This is a genomic window from Lentzea sokolovensis (assembly GCF_033949975.1).
Classification (GTDB): domain Bacteria; phylum Actinomycetota; class Actinomycetes; order Mycobacteriales; family Pseudonocardiaceae; genus Lentzea; species Lentzea sokolovensis.
Genome location: NZ_JAXAVU010000017.1, coordinates 259,551 through 276,193 on the forward strand (window position 1 = coordinate 259,551; position 16,643 = coordinate 276,193).

Consider the following 16,643-nt stretch of genomic DNA (forward strand, 5'->3'; position numbering starts at 1 on the left):
GTGTACAACGTAAGCAGTTAGGGGGCGAAGGCGTGGGACACGCGGTGCTCGCGGAAGGCCTGCGGAAGATGTTCGACAAGAAGGCCGCGCTCGACGGGTTCGACCTGGCCGTGCCGGCCGGAACGGTCTGCGGGCTGCTCGGCCCGAACGGCGCCGGCAAGACCACGGCGGTGCGCATCCTCGCGACGTTGCTGCGCCTGGACGGCGGCCGCGCCGAGGTCGCGGGCCACGACGTGGCGCGGGAGGCGCCGGCGGTGCGCCGTCAGGTGGCGTTGAACGGCCAGCAGTCCACGGTCGACGACGTGCTGACCGGCAGGGAGAACCTGATCATGTGGGGGCGGCTCTACCACCTGGGCAAGCGCCAGGCCGAGGTGCGGGCGGACGAGTTGCTGGAGCAGTTCGGGCTCACCGATGCGGCCGGCAAGCGGGCCAAGCTGTACTCGGGCGGCATGCGGCGGCGCCTGGACCTGGCGTCGAGCTTCATCACGCGTCCGTCGGTGCTGTTCCTGGACGAACCGACGACCGGCCTCGACCCGCGCAACCGCGGCGAGGTGTGGCGGGAGGTGAAGCGGGTCGTCGCGGAGGGGACGACGGTGCTGCTGACCACGCAGTACCTGGACGAGGCCGACCAGCTCGCCGACCAGATCGTCGTGATGGACACCGGCCGCGTGGCCGCGCAGGGCACGCCGGACCAGCTCAAGTCCAAGCTCGGCGGCGACCGGATCGAGGTCGTGGTCCGCAACGCCGACGAACTGCCGGTCGTGGCGGACGTCCTCGGCCCGGACGCCGAGGTGGACGCCGACACGTTCCGGGTCAGCGCGGCGGTGGCCGACCGGGTGGCGGCGCTGACGCGGGTGACGTCGGCGCTGGCCGCGCACGGTGTGGAGGCCGAGGACATCGCGCTGCGGCGGCCGACGCTGGACGACGTCTTCCTCGCCATCACGGGCCACAAGGCAGTCTCGGAGGTGCGGGCATGAGGTACGCGGCCGTCGACTCGTGGATCGTCGCCAGGCGGGACCTGATCCACTGGGTGCGCGAGCCCGTCAGGGTGTTCGCGAACCTCGCCTACCCGATCATCTCGGTGCTGATCTTCGGGCTGGTGTTCGGCAGCGCGATGAACGTCTTCGGCGGCGGCGACTACATCGAGTTCCTGCTGCCGGGCATGTTCGGCCAGACCATCGCGTTCGGCGTCGCGAGCACGATCATGATGGTGTCGATGGACGCCGATCGCGGCGTCACGGACCGGTTCCGCGCCTCGCCGATGTCGCAGACCGGCGTCGTGGCCGGGCGCAGCATCGCGGACCTGGTGAACTCGTCGCTGGAACTGCTGGTGCTCGCGCTGTGCGGGCTGGTGATCGGCTGGTCGTTCCGCGACGGGCTGCTCAACGCGCTGCTGGCGTTCGCGCTGTTCCTGTGGCTGCGGTTCGCGCTGGTCTGGGTCGGCATCTACCTCGGCCTGCTGGTCAAGCCGGAGGCCGCGCAGGCGTCGTGGATGTTCCTGTTCCCGCTGACGATGTTCGCGAACACGTTCGTCTCCCCGGAGCTGATGCCGGGCTGGCTGCGGGTCGTCGCGGAGTGGAACCCGCTGTCGTCGACGGTGGCGGCGGCGCGGGAGCTGTTCGGCAACCCCGGTGTCGGCGGCGACTCGTGGGCCGCGCAGAACTCGTTGCTACTCGCTGTGCTGTGGCCTGCGGTGTTCGTGGCGATCTTCTGGCCGCTGTCGGTGTTGAAGTACCGCAACCTCAGTCGCTAGTGCGTTGCCCACCAACCCATGCTGGGTGAGTTCGCTGGCCAGACGGGTGCATCGCGCTAGATCGGTCCGGAGCTGGTCGGCGAGCCACTGGGCGAGCAGTCGCCGCCAGTTCCGGACCCTGGCCAGCAACTCGGGCCGGAGCGTCCGGTCGTCCTCCCACTCCTGCCAGTCCTCGCTCGCGAGCCAGCCGATGCAGCCCGCGATCCGGTGCACCCGCAGCAGGGCCGGGTCGGGCCGGCTCCCGTAACCGATCCAGAACGCTTGGGGCAGCACGGTTCCGTGCAGGTAGAGGTGCTCCTCGAACGCCGCGAGCTCGTCGAGCGGGTTGCCCTGGCCGGGGTTGTCCCAGTCGATCAGCGTGGCTTCGCCTTCTCCGACAATGATGTTGTGGAGGTTCACGTCGTTGTGCAGGAGGCCGACGTCGTGGATCTTCCGGAACGCCAGGCCGATGCTGCGCCAGGTCTCTTCGGAGACCGGCAGCGCGTCCGCGAGCGTCCGGCCCTCGACGTACTCGACCAGCACGTCACCGCGTCCGTTGTGCGCGAGGATCTCCGGCGCGCCGGGCACGACGAACTTCGGCAGGTCGCGCGCGACCTTGGGTTGCCGCAGCACGGCTTTGCGCCCGTCGGCCAGCGTGACGAGGTGCAGGACGTTGGTGAGACCTTCGCCTCGCAGCGGTTCGACGCGCAGAGCGGTCTCCAGCAACCGGAACAAACACCCACCTCCCGTAGCAACGGTGTAACACGAGACACATCGGACAGATAAGGATCGTCGGGGGGACGCATTCGGCGGCGATGTACGCATGGAGGCACACCGATGGTCCAACGTCCTCGGCGCATGGCGCTGTTGTCGGTCCTGACACTGGTTCTACCACTGGCAGTGACCGGACAGGCACTCGCTGATCCCAACAACAACTCTCCTGCGAAACTCACCAAAGCCGTGACGCTGAACGGTGTCCTGCGACATCTCGACGCGTTCCAGTCCATCGCGGACACCCACGGCGACCGCGCGGCCGGACGTCCTGGATACCAGGCGTCGGTGAACTACGTGGTCTCACAACTGAACGCGGCCGGCTACTCGCCGAGCGTGCAGTCGTTCGACTTCCCGTACGTGGAGGACAACTCCCGGCTCGACCGCGTCTCGCCGGTGCCGCGGACCTTCCAGCGGGACACCGACTTCAACCGCAACGGGTTCGTCCCGACGGCCGAGGGTGACGTCACGGGCGTCATCCAGCCCGTCGACGTGGTCGTCCCGCCGACCCCGGCGCCGAACGGCAACAGCAGCGGCTGCGAGGCCGCCGACTTCGCCGGGTTCGTTCCCGGCCGCGTCGCGATGCTGCAACGCGGCACCTGCGGGTTCAACGTGAAGGCGCTGAACGCCCAGGCCGCGGGAGCGTCGGCGGCGATCCTGTTCAACGAGGGCCAGCCCGGCCGCACCGGCCTGGTCACGCCGATCGGGGACACGCCGGGTCTCGCGATCCCCGTGGTGTTCGCGACCTACGCCGCCGCCGAGGAGCTCATCGTGCTCACGCCCGGCGCCACGGTCCGGGTGAAGGTCGACTTCACCGAGGAGACCCGGCAGGCGTGGAACGTCTTCGCCGAGACCCGGGACGGCAACCCGGACAACGTCGTGATGTCCGGCGCGCACCTCGACAGCGTCCAGGACGGGCCCGGCATCAACGACAACGGCAGCGGCTCGGCGGCGTTGCTGGAGACGGCGATCCAGATGAGCAAGGTCAAGCCCAACGCGAAGGTCCGCTTCGCCTGGTGGGGCGCCGAGGAGGAGGGCCTGCTCGGGTCCGAGCACTACGTCGCCACGCTGCCGCAGGCCGAGCAGGACAAGATCGCGCTGTACCTGAACTTCGACATGGTCGGCTCGCCGAACCACTTCTACGGCATCTACGACGGTGACGACTCCAGCGGCACCGCGCCCGTGCCGATCCCGCCGGGGTCGGCGCAGATCGAGGACGTCTTCGAGAAGTTCTACGCCGACCGCGGGCTGCCCTCGGAGGACACGGACTTCTCCGGACGGTCGGACTACGGGCCGTTCATCGCGGTCAACATCCCGGCCGGCGGCCTGTTCACCGGAGCGGAGGACGTGAAGACGGCCGAGCAGGCGGCACGGTACGGCGGCACCGCGGGCATCGCGTTCGACCCGTGCTACCACCAGCCGTGCGACGACAGGTCGAACCTGAACCTGACCGCCCTGGACGTCAACGCCGACGCGATCGCCACCGCGGTGATCACGTTCGCGTTCGACACCTCGACGGTGAACGGCGTGCGCGCGCCCGGCAAGTCGCACGGACGCGCGCCACGGGGTTCGACTAGTTAGCCCAGAGGTCGCACCGGTGATCCACCGGTGCGACCTGCTCGGTCGCGAAGAGCCGGACGTCCTGGCGGGCCCAGCCGGGACGTCCGGTCCGCGCGAACCGGGTCCACACCCGCACCATCTCCTCGGAGAGCTTCCGCTGCTTCCCGGCGAGCTCGACGCCGGCGTATCGCATCAGGAACGGCAGCTCCGAGCCGTGGTAGGCGCCGTACGGGAAGTCCGGCATGCCGGGGAAGATCATCGGCGGCTCGGGTTCGGCGAACTCGTAGCCGAACGCGTGCGTCTGCGCGCGCAGTTCGGCGGTGGGGCAGGCCGAGGTCATGGCCGAGAGCGCCGCGGAGAGCGGCACCCGTTCGTCGCCCCCTCGCGGCGGGTAGGCGGCGAGGACTCGCTGTGCCTTGGCGGCGCCGAAGCCCTCGGTCAACGCCTGCTCGTACCCGGCGGCGTCCAGCGGTGGGTAGAACATCGCGGCGAACACCGAGAACTCGTCGCGCGCGGTGCCCGCGAGCACAGGGATCTTGTGGAAGCGGCCTTCACGGAGTGCCGTGATCGGGTTCTCCGGCAGGGCTTCCGTGCCGTACGCGGGCGACGAGAACTGCGGGGTCAGCGCTGTGACCTGCTCGACCGTGAGCCGGCGCAGGCACGCGACGTCCGCACAGCCCGTCGCCTGCGCACCGGCCCGTTCGACGTCCTCGCGCTCGACCCAGGCGTGCTGGATCCGGTTCTCCCCCGCCGGGGTGCCGAACTGGCACGGTCCACTTTGGATGATCGCCCGGCGGAACAGGCCGCGAGCCTTGGGCGAGGTCAGCTGCGCGCACGTCGACAGCCCGCCAGCGGACGCGCCGAAGAGCGTGACGTTGTGCGGGTCACCGCCGAACTGCCGGATGTTGCGCTGGACCCAGCCGAGCGCGGCCTGCTGGTCGCTCAGGCCGAACGCGCCGGAGCCTTCGAGTCCCGGGAAGCCGAAGTACCCGAACGCGCCGAGGCGATAGTTGATCGTGACGACGACAGAACCGTTGCGCGCCAACTGGTCCGCGCCGTAGTCGGAGCCGGCGCCGCTGGTGAAGCCGCCGCCGTGGATCCAGACCATGACCGGGCGGTTCGTGGCTTTCGCAGGCGTCGTGACGTTGAGGTACAGGCAGTCTTCGCCGGTCTCGCACCGAGGACCGGGCTCGTCTGCCTTGAGAACGCCCTGCCAGGGCTGCGCGGGCTGCGGATCGCGCCAGCGGTTCTCGCCGATCGGCGGTGCGGCGAAGGGGATGCCCTGGAACGAGCGCAGGGCTTCAGTGGTGGTTCCTGACACAGATCCGGTGTCAGTGCGGACGATTCCCGCGGCGTGGGCGGGAACAGCGGTTGCGGCAACGAGTACGGCCGCCATCAATGTGGTTGAGGTTGAACGCATGTCACGATCAACCTAACCACCACGGCAACCGCTTTAGACGGCGGTCTTCGTGCGGGACAACAACCGTGCCGCCACCGCCGCCGGCAGGTACATCAGCACCCCGTACACGGCGGGCGGGATCGCCATCGTCTCGTCGTTCAGCACGGTCAGCGCCAGCGTGATTGCGATCGTGGCGTTGTGGATGCCGATCTCCATCGCCGACGCGATCGCCTGCTTGCGCTCGACCTTGAACGCCTTGGGCACGTAGTAGCCGATCAGCAGGCTGAAGATGCTCAGCAGCAACGCCACCGGGCCGAGCGTCCCGATGTTGTCGATCAGCTGCTGGTAGGCCTGCGCGATCGCCGCGATGATGACGAGCACCAGCACCACGACGGACGCGATGCGCACCGGGTCGTTCATCTTCAGAGCCCAGGCCTCGAACTTCCGCCGCACCAGCATGCCGATCGCCACCGGCACCAGCACGATCGCGAACACCTGCACGAACTTCGCCGGCTGCAACCCGACCTCGGCGCTGTCCGCCATGAAGTGCGCCATGCTCAGGCCGACGACCAGCGGCAGCGTGAACACCGCGAGCACCGAGTTGATCGCGGTGAGCGTGATGTTGAGCGCCACGTCCCCGCCGGCGAGGTGGCTGAAGAGGTTCGCCGACGTGCCGCCCGGCGATGCGACGAGCAGCATCATGCCGACCGCGAGCACGCCCTTGAGCCCGAACGCGAGCACCAGCCCGAGGCAGATCGCGGGCAGGATGATCACCTGGCAGGTGAGCGCGATGACCGCGGCCTTGGGGTACTTGGCGACCCTGGCGAAGTCCGCGACCGTCAGGGTGAGACCGAGTCCGAACATCACCAGGCCCAGTGCCAGCGGCAGGAAGATCTGTACGACTAGCACGGTGGCCTCCGCGGATGTCCAGCTTGTGCAGTTTGATCTGTTCGGAAGATCCTGGCGTTACGCCCGGCCCGATGGAATCGGCCAGGTGGCGGCACCACGCCCCAGATCCGTGATAGTCCTGTGGAAAACCTTCTGGGGGCAGAAATGATGGCGGCGGTACTCGGGGCGACCGGTAGACAGGGCGGCGCCGTGGCACGGCACCTCATCGAGGCGGGGTGGGACGTCCGCGCGGTGAGCAGGTTCGAGCAGATCCCCAGCGGCACGGTGGCCGACCAGGACTCGCCGGAGTCGCTCGTGCGGGCCTTCGCGGGCGCCGACGCGGTGTTCAGCGTGCAGCCCGCACCGCACGACCCACGCTCTCCGCGGGGCTACTCCCCCGCCGTGGAGACCCGGTGGGGCCGCAACGTCGCCGACGCCGCACTGGCGGCCGGTGTCCCGCACCTCGTGTGCGCGTCGCTGGTGGCCGCGGCCACCGAGACGGGCGTCGCGTCGTTCGACAGCAAGTGGGAGGTGGAGCGGCACATCGCGGACATCGGCCAGCCCGCGACGGTGCTGCGACCGACGACGTTCATGAACGGGCTGTACGCGCCGAGCCGGCCGAAGCTGAAGCACCTGCTGCATCCGTCGGTCCGCTACCACCTGATCGCGGTGGACGACATCGGCGCGATCGCCGCACGCGTCTTCGCCGATCCCGCGCGGTTCGTCGGCTCGTCGCTGACGCTGGCCGGAGACCTGCTGACACCGGTGGAGATCGCCGGGCTGATGGGCGTCGAGTACGAACAGGTCCAGGTGGACGATCCGGAGTTGCGCAAGGTGTTCAGCGATCGCGCCGAACCGCCCGTCGACATCGAGGCGTTGCGCGCCCTCCACCCTGGTCTGCGTTCGTTCGCCGACTTCGTGCGAGGACGCTGAGGGACGTGCAGATCGGCGTCTTCACCGCGGGCGACCTCCAGCCGTCGGAGATCGTCGCCCTGGCGATCGCGGCCGAGGAGGCAGGTCTCGACGTCTTCGCGGTCGGCGAGCACCACAACCCGCCCTACAACTCGTCCTGTCCCGCCGCGCTCCTCGCCCACATCGCGGCTCGCACGACGCTGCGACTGTCCACGGCCACCACTCTGATCACCACGAACGACCCGGCCCGGCTCGCCGCCGAGTACGCCACGCTCGCCCTCCTCGCCCCCGGCAGGACCGACCTGGTGCTCGGCCGCGGCAACACGGCGAGGGTGTTCGGCTGGTTCGGCAAGGAGATCGAGTACAGCCTGCCGTTGACGATCGAGCACCACCTGGCGCTGAAGGCGCTGTGGCCCGAGCGGCCCTACCTCTGGCACGCCTGCACGCGGTCGCCCGAGATCGCCGATCTGGCGGCGGAGCACGACGACGGGCTGTTCGTGTTCGCCGACCGGACCGAGCACCTCTCCCGGTACCGCGACCAGGCCGCGCATCCTCGGGTCGGAGTGCTGGCAACCGAACTGGACGAGGGTCTGACCTGGGAACCCGATCGCCTGCTCGTGAAAGTCAGCAGCCCCGCGGACGTCGAAAAGCTAGGGTCGGCGGTGTGTTCAGCCTTGCCACACCGCCGCTCTTCGCCAGACTCCACGCCGCACAGAACGTCCTGATCGCCGGGGCGGGCGGCGGCTTCGACGTGTTCGCCGGCATCCCGCTCGGCGTCGCGTTGCGCGGCCAGGGCAAGCGCGTGCACTACGCCAGCCTCAGCTTCAGCGACCTCGAACGCCTCGACCTCGACGCGTGGCTGGAGCGCGGACTTGCCGCCGTCGCACCGGAAACCTCCGGCGAGGACGCGTACTTCCCCGAACGCGAGCTCGCGCGGTTCCTCAACGACACCGTCTACGCGTTCCCGCGCACGGGCGTGCGGCCGTTGCGCAGCGCCTACCGCACGATCATCGAGAAGCACGCCATCGACGCGGTCGTGCTCGTCGACGGCGGCACGGACATCCTGCTGCGCGGCGACGAGCAGCACCTCGGCACGCCCACCGAGGACATGACGAGCCTCGCCGCCGTGACAGGCATCGACGGCATCGTGAAGATCGTGACCAGCCTCGGGTTCGGCATCGACGCGCACCACGGCGTGTGCCACGCGCACGTGCTGGAGAACCTGGCCGCGCTGGACAAGCAGGGCGCCTACCTCGGCGCGTTGTCGATCCCGTCGGACAGCCACGAGGCCCGCGCCTACACGACCGCGGTGCAGCAGGCGCAGGACGCGACGCCGTTGTCGCCGAGCATCGTGAACGGGCAGATCGCGGCCTCGCTGCGCGGCGAGTTCGGGAACGTGCAGTTCACCACCCGCACCGAGGGCAGCGAGCTGTTCGTGAACCCGTTGATGGGCGTGTACTTCAGCGTCGATCTGGATGCGCTGGCCCGTGGCGTGCACTACCTGCCCGCGCTGGAGAAGACGCGGACGGCGTTCGACGTGGCGCTCGCGATCGAGGAGTACCGCGAGGGCGTCGATGACCGACGCCCTCGCCGCGCACTCCCTCACTGACGACGCCAGATCACCAGCGCCACCAGCAAAACCATCACACCGATGGCGACGGCCGAGCCCAGCACCCACAGTCCGTAGACCGCGAACGCCACGAACTCCGAGCCGATCGCGGCCACGGACGTGACCGTCGCGCGGGAATCGGACTCGATCCGGTGCTGGAGCTCGGTTTCCACGTGCACCAGCACGAACCGGTACAGGCCGTAGAACAGTCCCAGCAGGACGATCGCCGGCGGCACCGCCAGCCACGCGGCCACGATCAGCAGCGCGCCCGAGGCGAACAGCACCCAGCCGCGGAACGGCAGTCGCCCGGCCAGTGAGGCACCGGCCGCACCCGTCAGCGGTATGCCGATCGTCGCCAGCGGCACCCACACCGTCGGCACGTCCCAGTCCTGGGCCAGCAGCGTGAAGTACTCCTCGAACGCGTCGAGCGCGTACACCAGAGCCACTGCCAGGACGGCACGCCTGATCGGGATGGCCTCGCGCAGACCGGTTCTCAGCGTCGCGAAGTAGCCGGGCTCGTCGTCCTCGTCGGAGCCGCGTTCAGGTTCGGGGAACCTCAAAGCGATCACCGACGACGCGAGGCACATCGCGACGGACGCCCAGCCGGCGAGTTGGTAGCCACCGAAGGAGAACAGCGCGGTGGCCACGACCGCCACCGGCACCTGGGCGATCAGCTCGATGGTGTCGACACGGGCGTTGAGCCGACCGTACCGGTCCTCGTCGCCGTTGGCCGCCAGCCCGTCGTACAGCAGGGCTTCGAACGCGCCCGACGTCAGCGTTCCGCCGAGACCCCACAGCACGAAACCGGCCGCGAAACCCCAGAAAGACGGGAACAGCACCCAGGACGCGTACCCGGCGGCCTGAAGCACACCGGCGACCACCAGGGAGCCGCGCCGCGAGAACCGGTCGGCGAGAGCGCCGGACGGCACCTCGAAGACCACCGCGGTCAGCGACCAGATGGCGAGCAGCACCGAGATCTGGGCGTCGGACAGCCCGCTGTCGGCGAAGAGCAACGCGTACAGCGCGTAGATGGGGATGAGGTGCGAGCACCACGCATACGCCGTCGCGGTTCGGGTCAGATCAGTTGAAGATCAATGTCGTCGTCGCATGGCACCAGACTAGGCCGCCGGCGCCACCGATTAAATGGCGCTGACGGCCCGTAGTCGCCTAGAAACCCGCGGTGATCTTCGTGAACGCCAGCTCGGTCTGCCCGATGCCCGAGCAACTCGCGGACACCTGGCCGTCGCAGCCGCCGCGGTCGCGGTTGACCGACCAGAAGGCCAGTCGCCCGAGGCCGTTGGACTTCGACCAGTCGCGAATCGCGGTCCAGTCGTCGACCGTGGTCAGCTCGCGCTGGTCCGACAGGCCGTTCATGCCCGAGATGCCGACGTGCTTGAACGCCTCGGCGTCGCTCCAGCCGAAGGCCGACTTGAGCTTGTTCTTCAGCCCCGTGGCCGCGCCGATGGTGTCCGCGCGGACGTTCGAGCTGCCGAAGTCGAACGGCATGATCGTGAACACGTCGATGTTCGCGTTCAGCGCCTTGGCCTGGTCGATCAGCCGGGCGCCGTAGAAGTTCGGGCCCGTGGTGCCGGTGCCGAACGTGACGATCGTCTGGATGCCGGGGTTGTTCTGCTTGACGATCTTCAGGGCCGTGATGATCCGGTCCTGCACCGTCGTGTTCTCGAACTCGTCGGAGTTCTCGATGTCGATGTCGATCGCCTTGAGCCCGTAGGCGTTGATGACCTGCTGGTACGCGCCGGCCAACGCCTCGGGGGTCGAGCAGTTCGGGCCCAGCTTGTTGCCGCTCCAGCCACCGAACGACGGCACGATGTCACCACCGGCCGCGCGGATGGCGTTGATCGTCTGCTGGTCGGCGCCACCGGTCAGCGGACGCTGGCCGTCCCATGCGGGGTTGCAGCCGCCGCTCGACAGCACGAACGCGAGCGTGAACCACTTGACGCCGGTGTCCTTCATGACCTGCGTCGCGTTCTGCGGGTCGCCCCAGCCCAGGTACAGGTAGGGCGCGCCCCGTCCGTTGCCGGGCAACGGCGGGTTCGACGTCGTCGTGGTGGTGGTCGTGGTGGTGGTCGTCGTGGTCGTCGGCGGGTTGCCGGTGCCGTCGCACGAACCGCCGTTGACCGTGCAGTTGGACGGGTTCGCGCCGGAACCCTTCACGGTGAAGCCGAAACTGGTGCTGCCACCGACCGGGACGTTGCCGTTCCAGGTGCTGCGGACGGTGATGTTCTGGCCGTTGGCGGCATAGCTGCCGTCCCACAGCGACGCGATCGACTGCCCGCTGGGCAGCGTGAACTCGACGGTCCACGACGAGAGCGCGGACCCACCGCTGTTGGAGATCGTGTACTTGGCCTCGTAGCCGCTGCCCCAGTCCGACGTCTTGGTGAACGCCGCCGTCACGCCCGACGCGCCACTCGCGGGCGCGGCGACAACGCCTCCGACCACGGTGGCCATAGCCAGGCCGAGGGTCAGGATCTGCCAGCGAAACTTCTTCATGGTGCTCCATTCACGTGCAGGGGGTACGTGATGGCAGGCACGTTAACTGGTCTAAACCACCTGTTCAAGGGGATGAACCGGACATCGTTCGCCCTAGTCAGCGCGTTTCGAGGGAACGCTCTCACGCTCAGTCCACTTGACATGGTTGTCAGTTGACCACTGACGAAAGTCCCTGACGTGGATGAAACCGGTACCGAGACCGGGACGCGTCAGGCGACTCGTTCGAGGTGTTCGCGGGCGGTCGTCCAGACGCGTTCGAACTCGCCGGCGGAGATCTCCTCGACGCCGGGGCAGGCTCGCACTTCCTCCTCGGACGCGGCGCCCTCGGCCAGGACGCCGAACCTCTTCTCGTACGCGATCACCGCCGTCAGCGGGCGCAGATCCGTGCCGCGCAGATCGACCTGCCGGCAGACCCGCCCCTCGTCGTCGACCTCATAATGGAACGAGGCGTCCTCGTCGGCGAAGTAGTGCCGAGACCACCCGATCACGCCGGAATTGTCGCTCAGCCGGCTAGACCCGCTCCGCCCGCTCCCGGTCCCGCTCCTCCAGCAACTGCAGCAGCGCGTAGGTCGTCTGCCGCTGCTCCTCGACGAGCTTCGTGAGCCACGATCCGAAGTAGAGGAACCCGCCGACCCCGATCAGCCCGACCCCGAGGATCCCGCCCGACACGACGTACGGGATCTGCTCGAACGTGTACCCGGTGTGCGCGACGCCCCACCAGGCGAAGAGGATCGCCGCGATGCCCGCCGTCATCAGCATCGTGCCGACGAGGCCGAGTCCGCTGCGCATCCGTGCGCGGCGCCGGTCCTGGATCGTCATGGGCTCACCCGCAGGTCGGGGACACCGGTCGGGTGTCCGGAGGGACAGGGGGCGCCGCCCAGCAGGAAGGTGCCGAACGACTTCATGCCGAACGCTCCCGCCGCGGCGACCCCGAGGCCGGCGAGCACCAGCAGCGCCGGTACGCCGGGGAAGTCGAGCAGTGAGCGCGGCCTGGTGCGGGCCGAGGCGACCGGGGTGACCGACTTCGACGGCGGGGTCACGCCCGCGACCGGAGGTGTGCCCAGGCCGGGAGGTGGCGATGCGTCAGCCAAAGGCGGTGGAGGCACGACCGGTGCCGGTGCGTCCGGTGGGGTCAGGGGTGCGGAGACGGAGGCGTTCGCGACGGCCTCGGTGTCGCCGACGATCACCACCATCTTGCGCAGCGGGTTGAGCAGCGGCGCGAGTTCCTTGGGCAGCAACGGGGCCACGATTCCGTCCAGGATGCCGCCGAGGCCCAGCTTGGTGCGCAACGCCAGCACGTCGACGGTCAGGGTCAGGCCGCGGCTGGAGGACGTCGCCGACGTGGCTTCGAGTTTCGTGGCCGCCGTGGGCCAGGTCAGGGTGATTCCCAGTGGTTCCAACGCTTTCAGGAGGCCGTCCGGTGGCGCGTCCGGGGCCTTGACCGGGAACTTCTGGCCCAGCACGGTGAACTCGGCGACCGAGAACGTGCTGGTGCCGCTGCCCTTGCTGCCGTCGCTGACGGCCACGGACTCGAAGCGGACGCCCGACATCACGACCACGCCGGCCAGCAGCGAGATCGTCTGCGCGGACGTGACGGCCGTGGAACGGGCCTCGGAGGCGCTGACCGTGCTGACGCTGCTCGACGACAGGCCGTCGGCGGTCAGCAGGAACGGCACCTCCTGCTTGGCGCCCGCGTAGGACTCCGCCTTGGCGGCGCCGGCCGCGGCGCGCATGCCCGGCTGCGACTGGTCGGCCGGGCCGCCGGGGTGCGCCGCGTTGGCCTGCACCGGGTAGGCGAAGCCGAGCAGTTGCGGCAGACCGGTGCCCACGGCCGCGCCGGGCCACAGCGAGCTGGCCACCGACCGGCCGATCGGGCCCGCGCCCAGTTCGGTCTGCGTGTAGGAGAGGTGCACCTCGCCCTGCGGTTCGGCCGGCACCGGGATGAGATCGGTGTGCAGCAGCACGGAAACCGGTGCCGCGTGGGCGGACAGCGTGAAGCCGCCGATGTCGGAGGCCCGAGCGGGCGCCGGGGACAGCAGGAGGAGCAGCAGGACGAGCGCGTACCTCATGACGTCCCTCCGAAGTAGACGGTGGCGAGGTCGGAATCGGCGGAGATCTCGCCGTGCGTCATCACGACGACCTGGTCGGCGACGGCGGAGGCGGTCTCGGCGAACTGCTCGACGATCAGCATCGTGACGCCGGAGCGCGCCAACTCCCCCACCACTTCGTACAGCTCGGCGACGATCACCGGTGCGAGTCCCATCGAGAGTTCGTCGATCACCAGCACGGCCGGGTCGGTGATCAGCGCGCGGGAGAACGCGAGCATCTGCTGCTCGCCGCCGGACATCGAACCGGCGAGCTGCCGTTGGCGCGCCTTGAGCTTCGGGAACCGGGCGTAGACCACGTCGGCGTCCCCGCGCATCAGACGAAGGTTCTCCGCGACGGTCAGGTTCGGGAAGATCGCGCGGCCTTCCGGGATCGTGCACAGGCCCACCCGCGCCAGCTCGTCGGGCGCGGCGTCGTTGACGTGCACGCCACCCAGGTGGACGTGGCCGGAGGTCGCCCGCAGCTGTCCACTGAGGACCTTGACCAGCGTCGACTTGCCCGCGCCGTTCGGGCCCAGCAACGCGGTGACGGTCCCGCGCGGCACGTTCAGCGACACCCCGCGCAGCACCTCGATCCGGCCGTAGCCGGCGTGGACGTCCGTCAGGTCGATCATCCGAGGTACGCCTCCCGGACACCCTCATGCGCACGCACGACGTCCGGCGTTCCGGACACCAGCAGCCGCCCCAGGTTCAGCACGTGCACGTGGTCGCAGTAGCCCATCACGAGGTCCATGTCGTGCTCCACCAGCACGACCGAACGGCCCTCGGCGCTCAGTTGCCGCAGCAACTCGCCGAACGCGTCGGTCTCCGCGCGGTCGAGCCCCGACGACGGCTCGTCCAGCAGCAGCAACACCGGGTCGGTGGCCAGCGCGCGAGCCAGTTCCAGCAGTCGCGCGGCGCCGGTCGGAACGGTGTCGGCCTGGTTTCCGGCGAACTCCGCGATCCCGACCCGTTCCAGCAACTCCTGCGCGAGCTTCGCGGGCCGGCGCCGGCTTTCCAGCGCCACCAGCACGTTCTCCGAGACCGTCAGCGACCCGAAGACCTCCAGCCGCTGGAACGTCCGCGCGACACCGAGTCTGGACCGCTGGTGCGGGCCGAGCGAGGTGATGTCCGCGTCGTCCAGCGTGACCCGGCCCGACGACGGCTTCCGCAGGCCGCTGATCACGTCGAACAACGTCGTCTTGCCCGCGCCGTTGGGCCCGATCAGGCCGGTGACGCCGGGTTCGACGACCAGCGACACGTCGTTGACCGCGGTCACCTCGCCGAAGCGGACCGTCACGCCCTCCACCCGCAACGTGCTCATGCGCGCCGCCAGGACCAGGCCCGGAAACCCCAGCTGACCAGTCCGTTCGGATCGCGCGCGAGTCCGGCCGCCGCGACGCCGAGCAGCACGACCGCCACCCCCGCGAACGCGGGGAAACCGCTCTGCAGCACGGGAAGCAGCATCAGCAGCACCCCGCCGAGCAACGCGCCGGACACCGACGTCACGCCCGCGATCACCGCGAACAGCAGCAACGGCAGGTTGTTGAACAGCTGGAAGTCGCTCGCGGCAACGGTTTCCCGCAACTGCGCGAACAACCCGCCCGCCAGCCCCGCGATCGCCGCCGACAGCGAGAACACCCAGACCCGGATCCAGCGCACGTTCAACCCCAGCGTCGCGCACGCCGCCGAGCTGTCCTTGACCGCGATCATCCGCCGCCCGAGCCGTCCCCGCCTGACCGCCAGCACCCCGATCCCGACCAGCACGAACACGCCCGCCGCCAGCAGCAGTTGCCCCGTCGCGGACTCGACCATCCGCGGCACCTGCAGGCTGCCCCGCACGCCGAACGCGACCGGCGACTGCAACACGAGCTTGTCCATGAGCTGCGCGAATCCCAGCGTCGCCAGCGCCAGGTACAACCCGCTGACCCGCAACGCCGTCAACGCGATCAGCGCTCCGACCGCCGCCGCGACCCCCGCCCCGATGAGCAACGAGAGCGGAGAGGCCGATCCGAGCCGTGCCACGGTCACCGCGCCCACGCCGACGAACGTGAACTGCCCCAGCGAGACGACTCCGCCGTACCCGGTGAGCAGCACCATCGACAACAGCACGATCCCGAACACCAGCGCCAGCGCGAGTTGCCCGGCCACCACCGAGTCCACCAGCAACGCGAGCGCGACGACCACACCCGCGAACAACCCGGCGCCCACACCGGTGGTCAGCGCGTTGGGCACCGCCACCCCGCGCGTTCCTCTGACGCCGCCGATGCGCAACGGCGACTGCGGCATCGCGAGCAGCACGACGAACAGCAGCAACGCCGGAATCGCCGCCCGGAACGAGATCCAGAACGGCGACGACGGCAGGTAGGCGACGGCGTAGGACTGCACCAGCCCGAGCCCCAAAGCACCGGCGAACGTCCACGGCAGACTCGTCAACCGCCCGACCAGCGCGGCGGTGTACGCGGTGATCACGAGCAACGTCATCGTCACGTAGTCGAGCTGCACGACCGGCGTCAGGAGGATCCCGCCCAGCGCGGCCAGCGCCGACCCGATCGCCCAGCTCAGCGCCGACAACCGATGCGGCCGCGTCCCGTAGAGCGCGGCCAGTTCCGGCGCGTCGACGCACGCCCGCATCGCGAGCCCGGTCCGCGTCCGGTTCAGCAGCACGTACAAGCCGCCCGCGACGAGCACCGCGCAGGCCAGCGTCACCAGGTCGTGCCCGCTGACGAACGACTGTCCGATGTGGATGCCGAGCTGGTCGAGGAACGGCCGCACCGGCCGCGCCTGCGGCGGCCAGATCACCTGCGCCACCCCGATGAGCCCGACCAGCACGCCGACCCCGGCCACCAGCGTGATCCCGATCGGCGCGCCCGCGAGCCTGCGCATGATGAACCGCTCGATCACCAGCCCGAACAGCGGCGCGCACACCCCCACCACGAGCAGCAACGCGAGCCACTGCGGCAGGCCGCGGTTCTCGGCGAGTTCCCAGTAGAGGAACGCCATGACCATGCCGATCGCGCCGTGACCGACGTTGAACACCTTGGAGGTGCTGTAGGTCAGCACGAGACCGCCGGCCACGACGGCGTACGCGCCACCCGTGACCAGGCCGAAGATGGTGTAGGCGAGGAGTGCCGTCATGCGCCGCTCCCCGTGACCAGGCCGAAGGCCAGGCAGGCA

The 16,643-nt window shown here is 69.5% G+C and carries 17 protein-coding genes; 6 read left to right on the plus strand and 11 right to left on the minus strand.

What is annotated here, in order from left to right:
* Positions 1–68: 68 nt before the first annotated feature.
* Both SK854_RS44165 and SK854_RS44170 read left to right on the plus strand, forming a co-directional pair.
* Positions 69–977 carry an ATP-binding cassette domain-containing protein gene (locus tag SK854_RS44165; protein WP_406601906.1) on the plus strand — a complete coding sequence of 303 codons (909 nt, stop codon included), beginning with the start codon at positions 69–71 and terminating at the stop codon, positions 975–977.
* Positions 974–1,753, plus strand: coding sequence for an ABC transporter permease (locus SK854_RS44170; RefSeq protein WP_319981168.1), 780 nt, complete (start codon positions 974–976; stop codon positions 1,751–1,753). Before SK854_RS44165 ends, SK854_RS44170 begins: the two co-directional genes overlap by 4 nt.
* Here the strand turns inward: SK854_RS44170 and SK854_RS44175 are convergent.
* A complete protein-coding gene (locus tag SK854_RS44175; protein ID WP_319981169.1) occupies positions 1,670–2,467 on the minus strand; it encodes a lipopolysaccharide kinase InaA family protein in 798 nt (265 codons plus the stop codon). The two genes, SK854_RS44170 and SK854_RS44175, sit on opposite strands and share 84 nt — an antisense overlap.
* A gap of 102 nt (positions 2,468–2,569) precedes the next feature.
* Between SK854_RS44175 and SK854_RS44180 the strand changes: the two genes are divergently transcribed.
* A complete protein-coding gene (locus SK854_RS44180) occupies positions 2,570–4,084 on the plus strand; it encodes a M28 family peptidase (RefSeq protein ID WP_319981170.1) in 1,515 nt (504 codons plus the stop codon).
* On the opposite strand, the gene SK854_RS44185 is transcribed toward SK854_RS44180, so the two are convergent.
* The gene (locus tag SK854_RS44185; protein ID WP_319981171.1) at positions 4,077–5,483 is read right to left on the minus strand and encodes a carboxylesterase/lipase family protein; all 1,407 of its coding nucleotides are present in this window, start codon (positions 5,481–5,483) and stop codon (positions 4,077–4,079) included. The two genes, SK854_RS44180 and SK854_RS44185, sit on opposite strands and share 8 nt — an antisense overlap.
* A 33-nt stretch (positions 5,484–5,516) precedes the next feature.
* Positions 5,517–6,371: a bile acid:sodium symporter family protein gene (locus SK854_RS44190; protein WP_319981172.1), complete on the minus strand. Its 855-nt coding sequence runs from the start codon at positions 6,369–6,371 to the stop codon at positions 5,517–5,519.
* 147 nt (positions 6,372–6,518) lie between these two features.
* On the opposite strand from SK854_RS44190, the gene SK854_RS44195 reads away from it, so the two are divergent.
* The 3 genes from SK854_RS44195 to SK854_RS44205 are packed head-to-tail and all read left to right on the plus strand — an operon-like array spanning position 6,519 to position 8,871.
* Entirely contained in the window at positions 6,519–7,283 is a 765-nt protein-coding gene (locus SK854_RS44195) for an NmrA family NAD(P)-binding protein (protein ID WP_319981173.1), read from the plus strand.
* 5 nt (positions 7,284–7,288) lie between these two features.
* Positions 7,289–7,987, plus strand: a complete 699-nt coding sequence (locus SK854_RS44200; protein ID WP_319981174.1) for an LLM class flavin-dependent oxidoreductase — start codon at positions 7,289–7,291, stop codon at positions 7,985–7,987.
* Positions 7,927–8,871: a DUF1152 domain-containing protein gene (locus SK854_RS44205; protein WP_319981175.1), complete on the plus strand. Its 945-nt coding sequence runs from the start codon at positions 7,927–7,929 to the stop codon at positions 8,869–8,871. The genes SK854_RS44200 and SK854_RS44205 overlap by 61 nt, the downstream gene beginning before the upstream one ends.
* Here SK854_RS44205 and SK854_RS44210 read toward each other — a convergent pair.
* From SK854_RS44210 to SK854_RS44245, 8 genes are all read right to left on the minus strand, one after another.
* A complete protein-coding gene (locus tag SK854_RS44210) occupies positions 8,865–9,950 on the minus strand; it encodes an MFS transporter (protein WP_406601907.1) in 1,086 nt (361 codons plus the stop codon). The two genes, SK854_RS44205 and SK854_RS44210, sit on opposite strands and share 7 nt — an antisense overlap.
* A gap of 88 nt (positions 9,951–10,038) precedes the next feature.
* Positions 10,039–11,382: a cellulose binding domain-containing protein gene (locus SK854_RS44215; RefSeq protein ID WP_406601900.1), complete on the minus strand. Its 1,344-nt coding sequence runs from the start codon at positions 11,380–11,382 to the stop codon at positions 10,039–10,041.
* A 209-nt stretch (positions 11,383–11,591) separates the two neighbouring features.
* The gene (locus SK854_RS44220; protein ID WP_319981177.1) at positions 11,592–11,870 is read right to left on the minus strand and encodes a hypothetical protein; all 279 of its coding nucleotides are present in this window, start codon (positions 11,868–11,870) and stop codon (positions 11,592–11,594) included.
* Between the two features lie 22 nt (positions 11,871–11,892).
* Positions 11,893–12,201 (minus strand): hypothetical protein, encoded by a 309-nt coding sequence (locus tag SK854_RS44225; RefSeq protein ID WP_319981178.1) that lies wholly within the window; start codon positions 12,199–12,201, stop codon positions 11,893–11,895.
* Positions 12,198–13,451: a choice-of-anchor P family protein gene (locus tag SK854_RS44230; protein WP_319981179.1), complete on the minus strand. Its 1,254-nt coding sequence runs from the start codon at positions 13,449–13,451 to the stop codon at positions 12,198–12,200. The genes SK854_RS44225 and SK854_RS44230 overlap by 4 nt, the downstream gene beginning before the upstream one ends.
* Complete coding sequence (locus SK854_RS44235; protein WP_319981180.1) at positions 13,448–14,101, minus strand: ABC transporter ATP-binding protein; 654 nt, start codon at positions 14,099–14,101, stop codon at positions 13,448–13,450. The genes SK854_RS44230 and SK854_RS44235 overlap by 4 nt, the downstream gene beginning before the upstream one ends.
* On the minus strand, positions 14,098–14,790 hold the full coding sequence (locus SK854_RS44240; RefSeq protein WP_319981181.1) for an ABC transporter ATP-binding protein: 693 nt from the start codon (positions 14,788–14,790) through the stop codon (positions 14,098–14,100). The genes SK854_RS44235 and SK854_RS44240 overlap by 4 nt, the downstream gene beginning before the upstream one ends.
* Positions 14,787–16,604: an ABC transporter permease gene (locus tag SK854_RS44245; RefSeq protein WP_319981182.1), complete on the minus strand. Its 1,818-nt coding sequence runs from the start codon at positions 16,602–16,604 to the stop codon at positions 14,787–14,789. The genes SK854_RS44240 and SK854_RS44245 overlap by 4 nt, the downstream gene beginning before the upstream one ends.
* Positions 16,605–16,643: the final 39 nt, after the last annotated feature.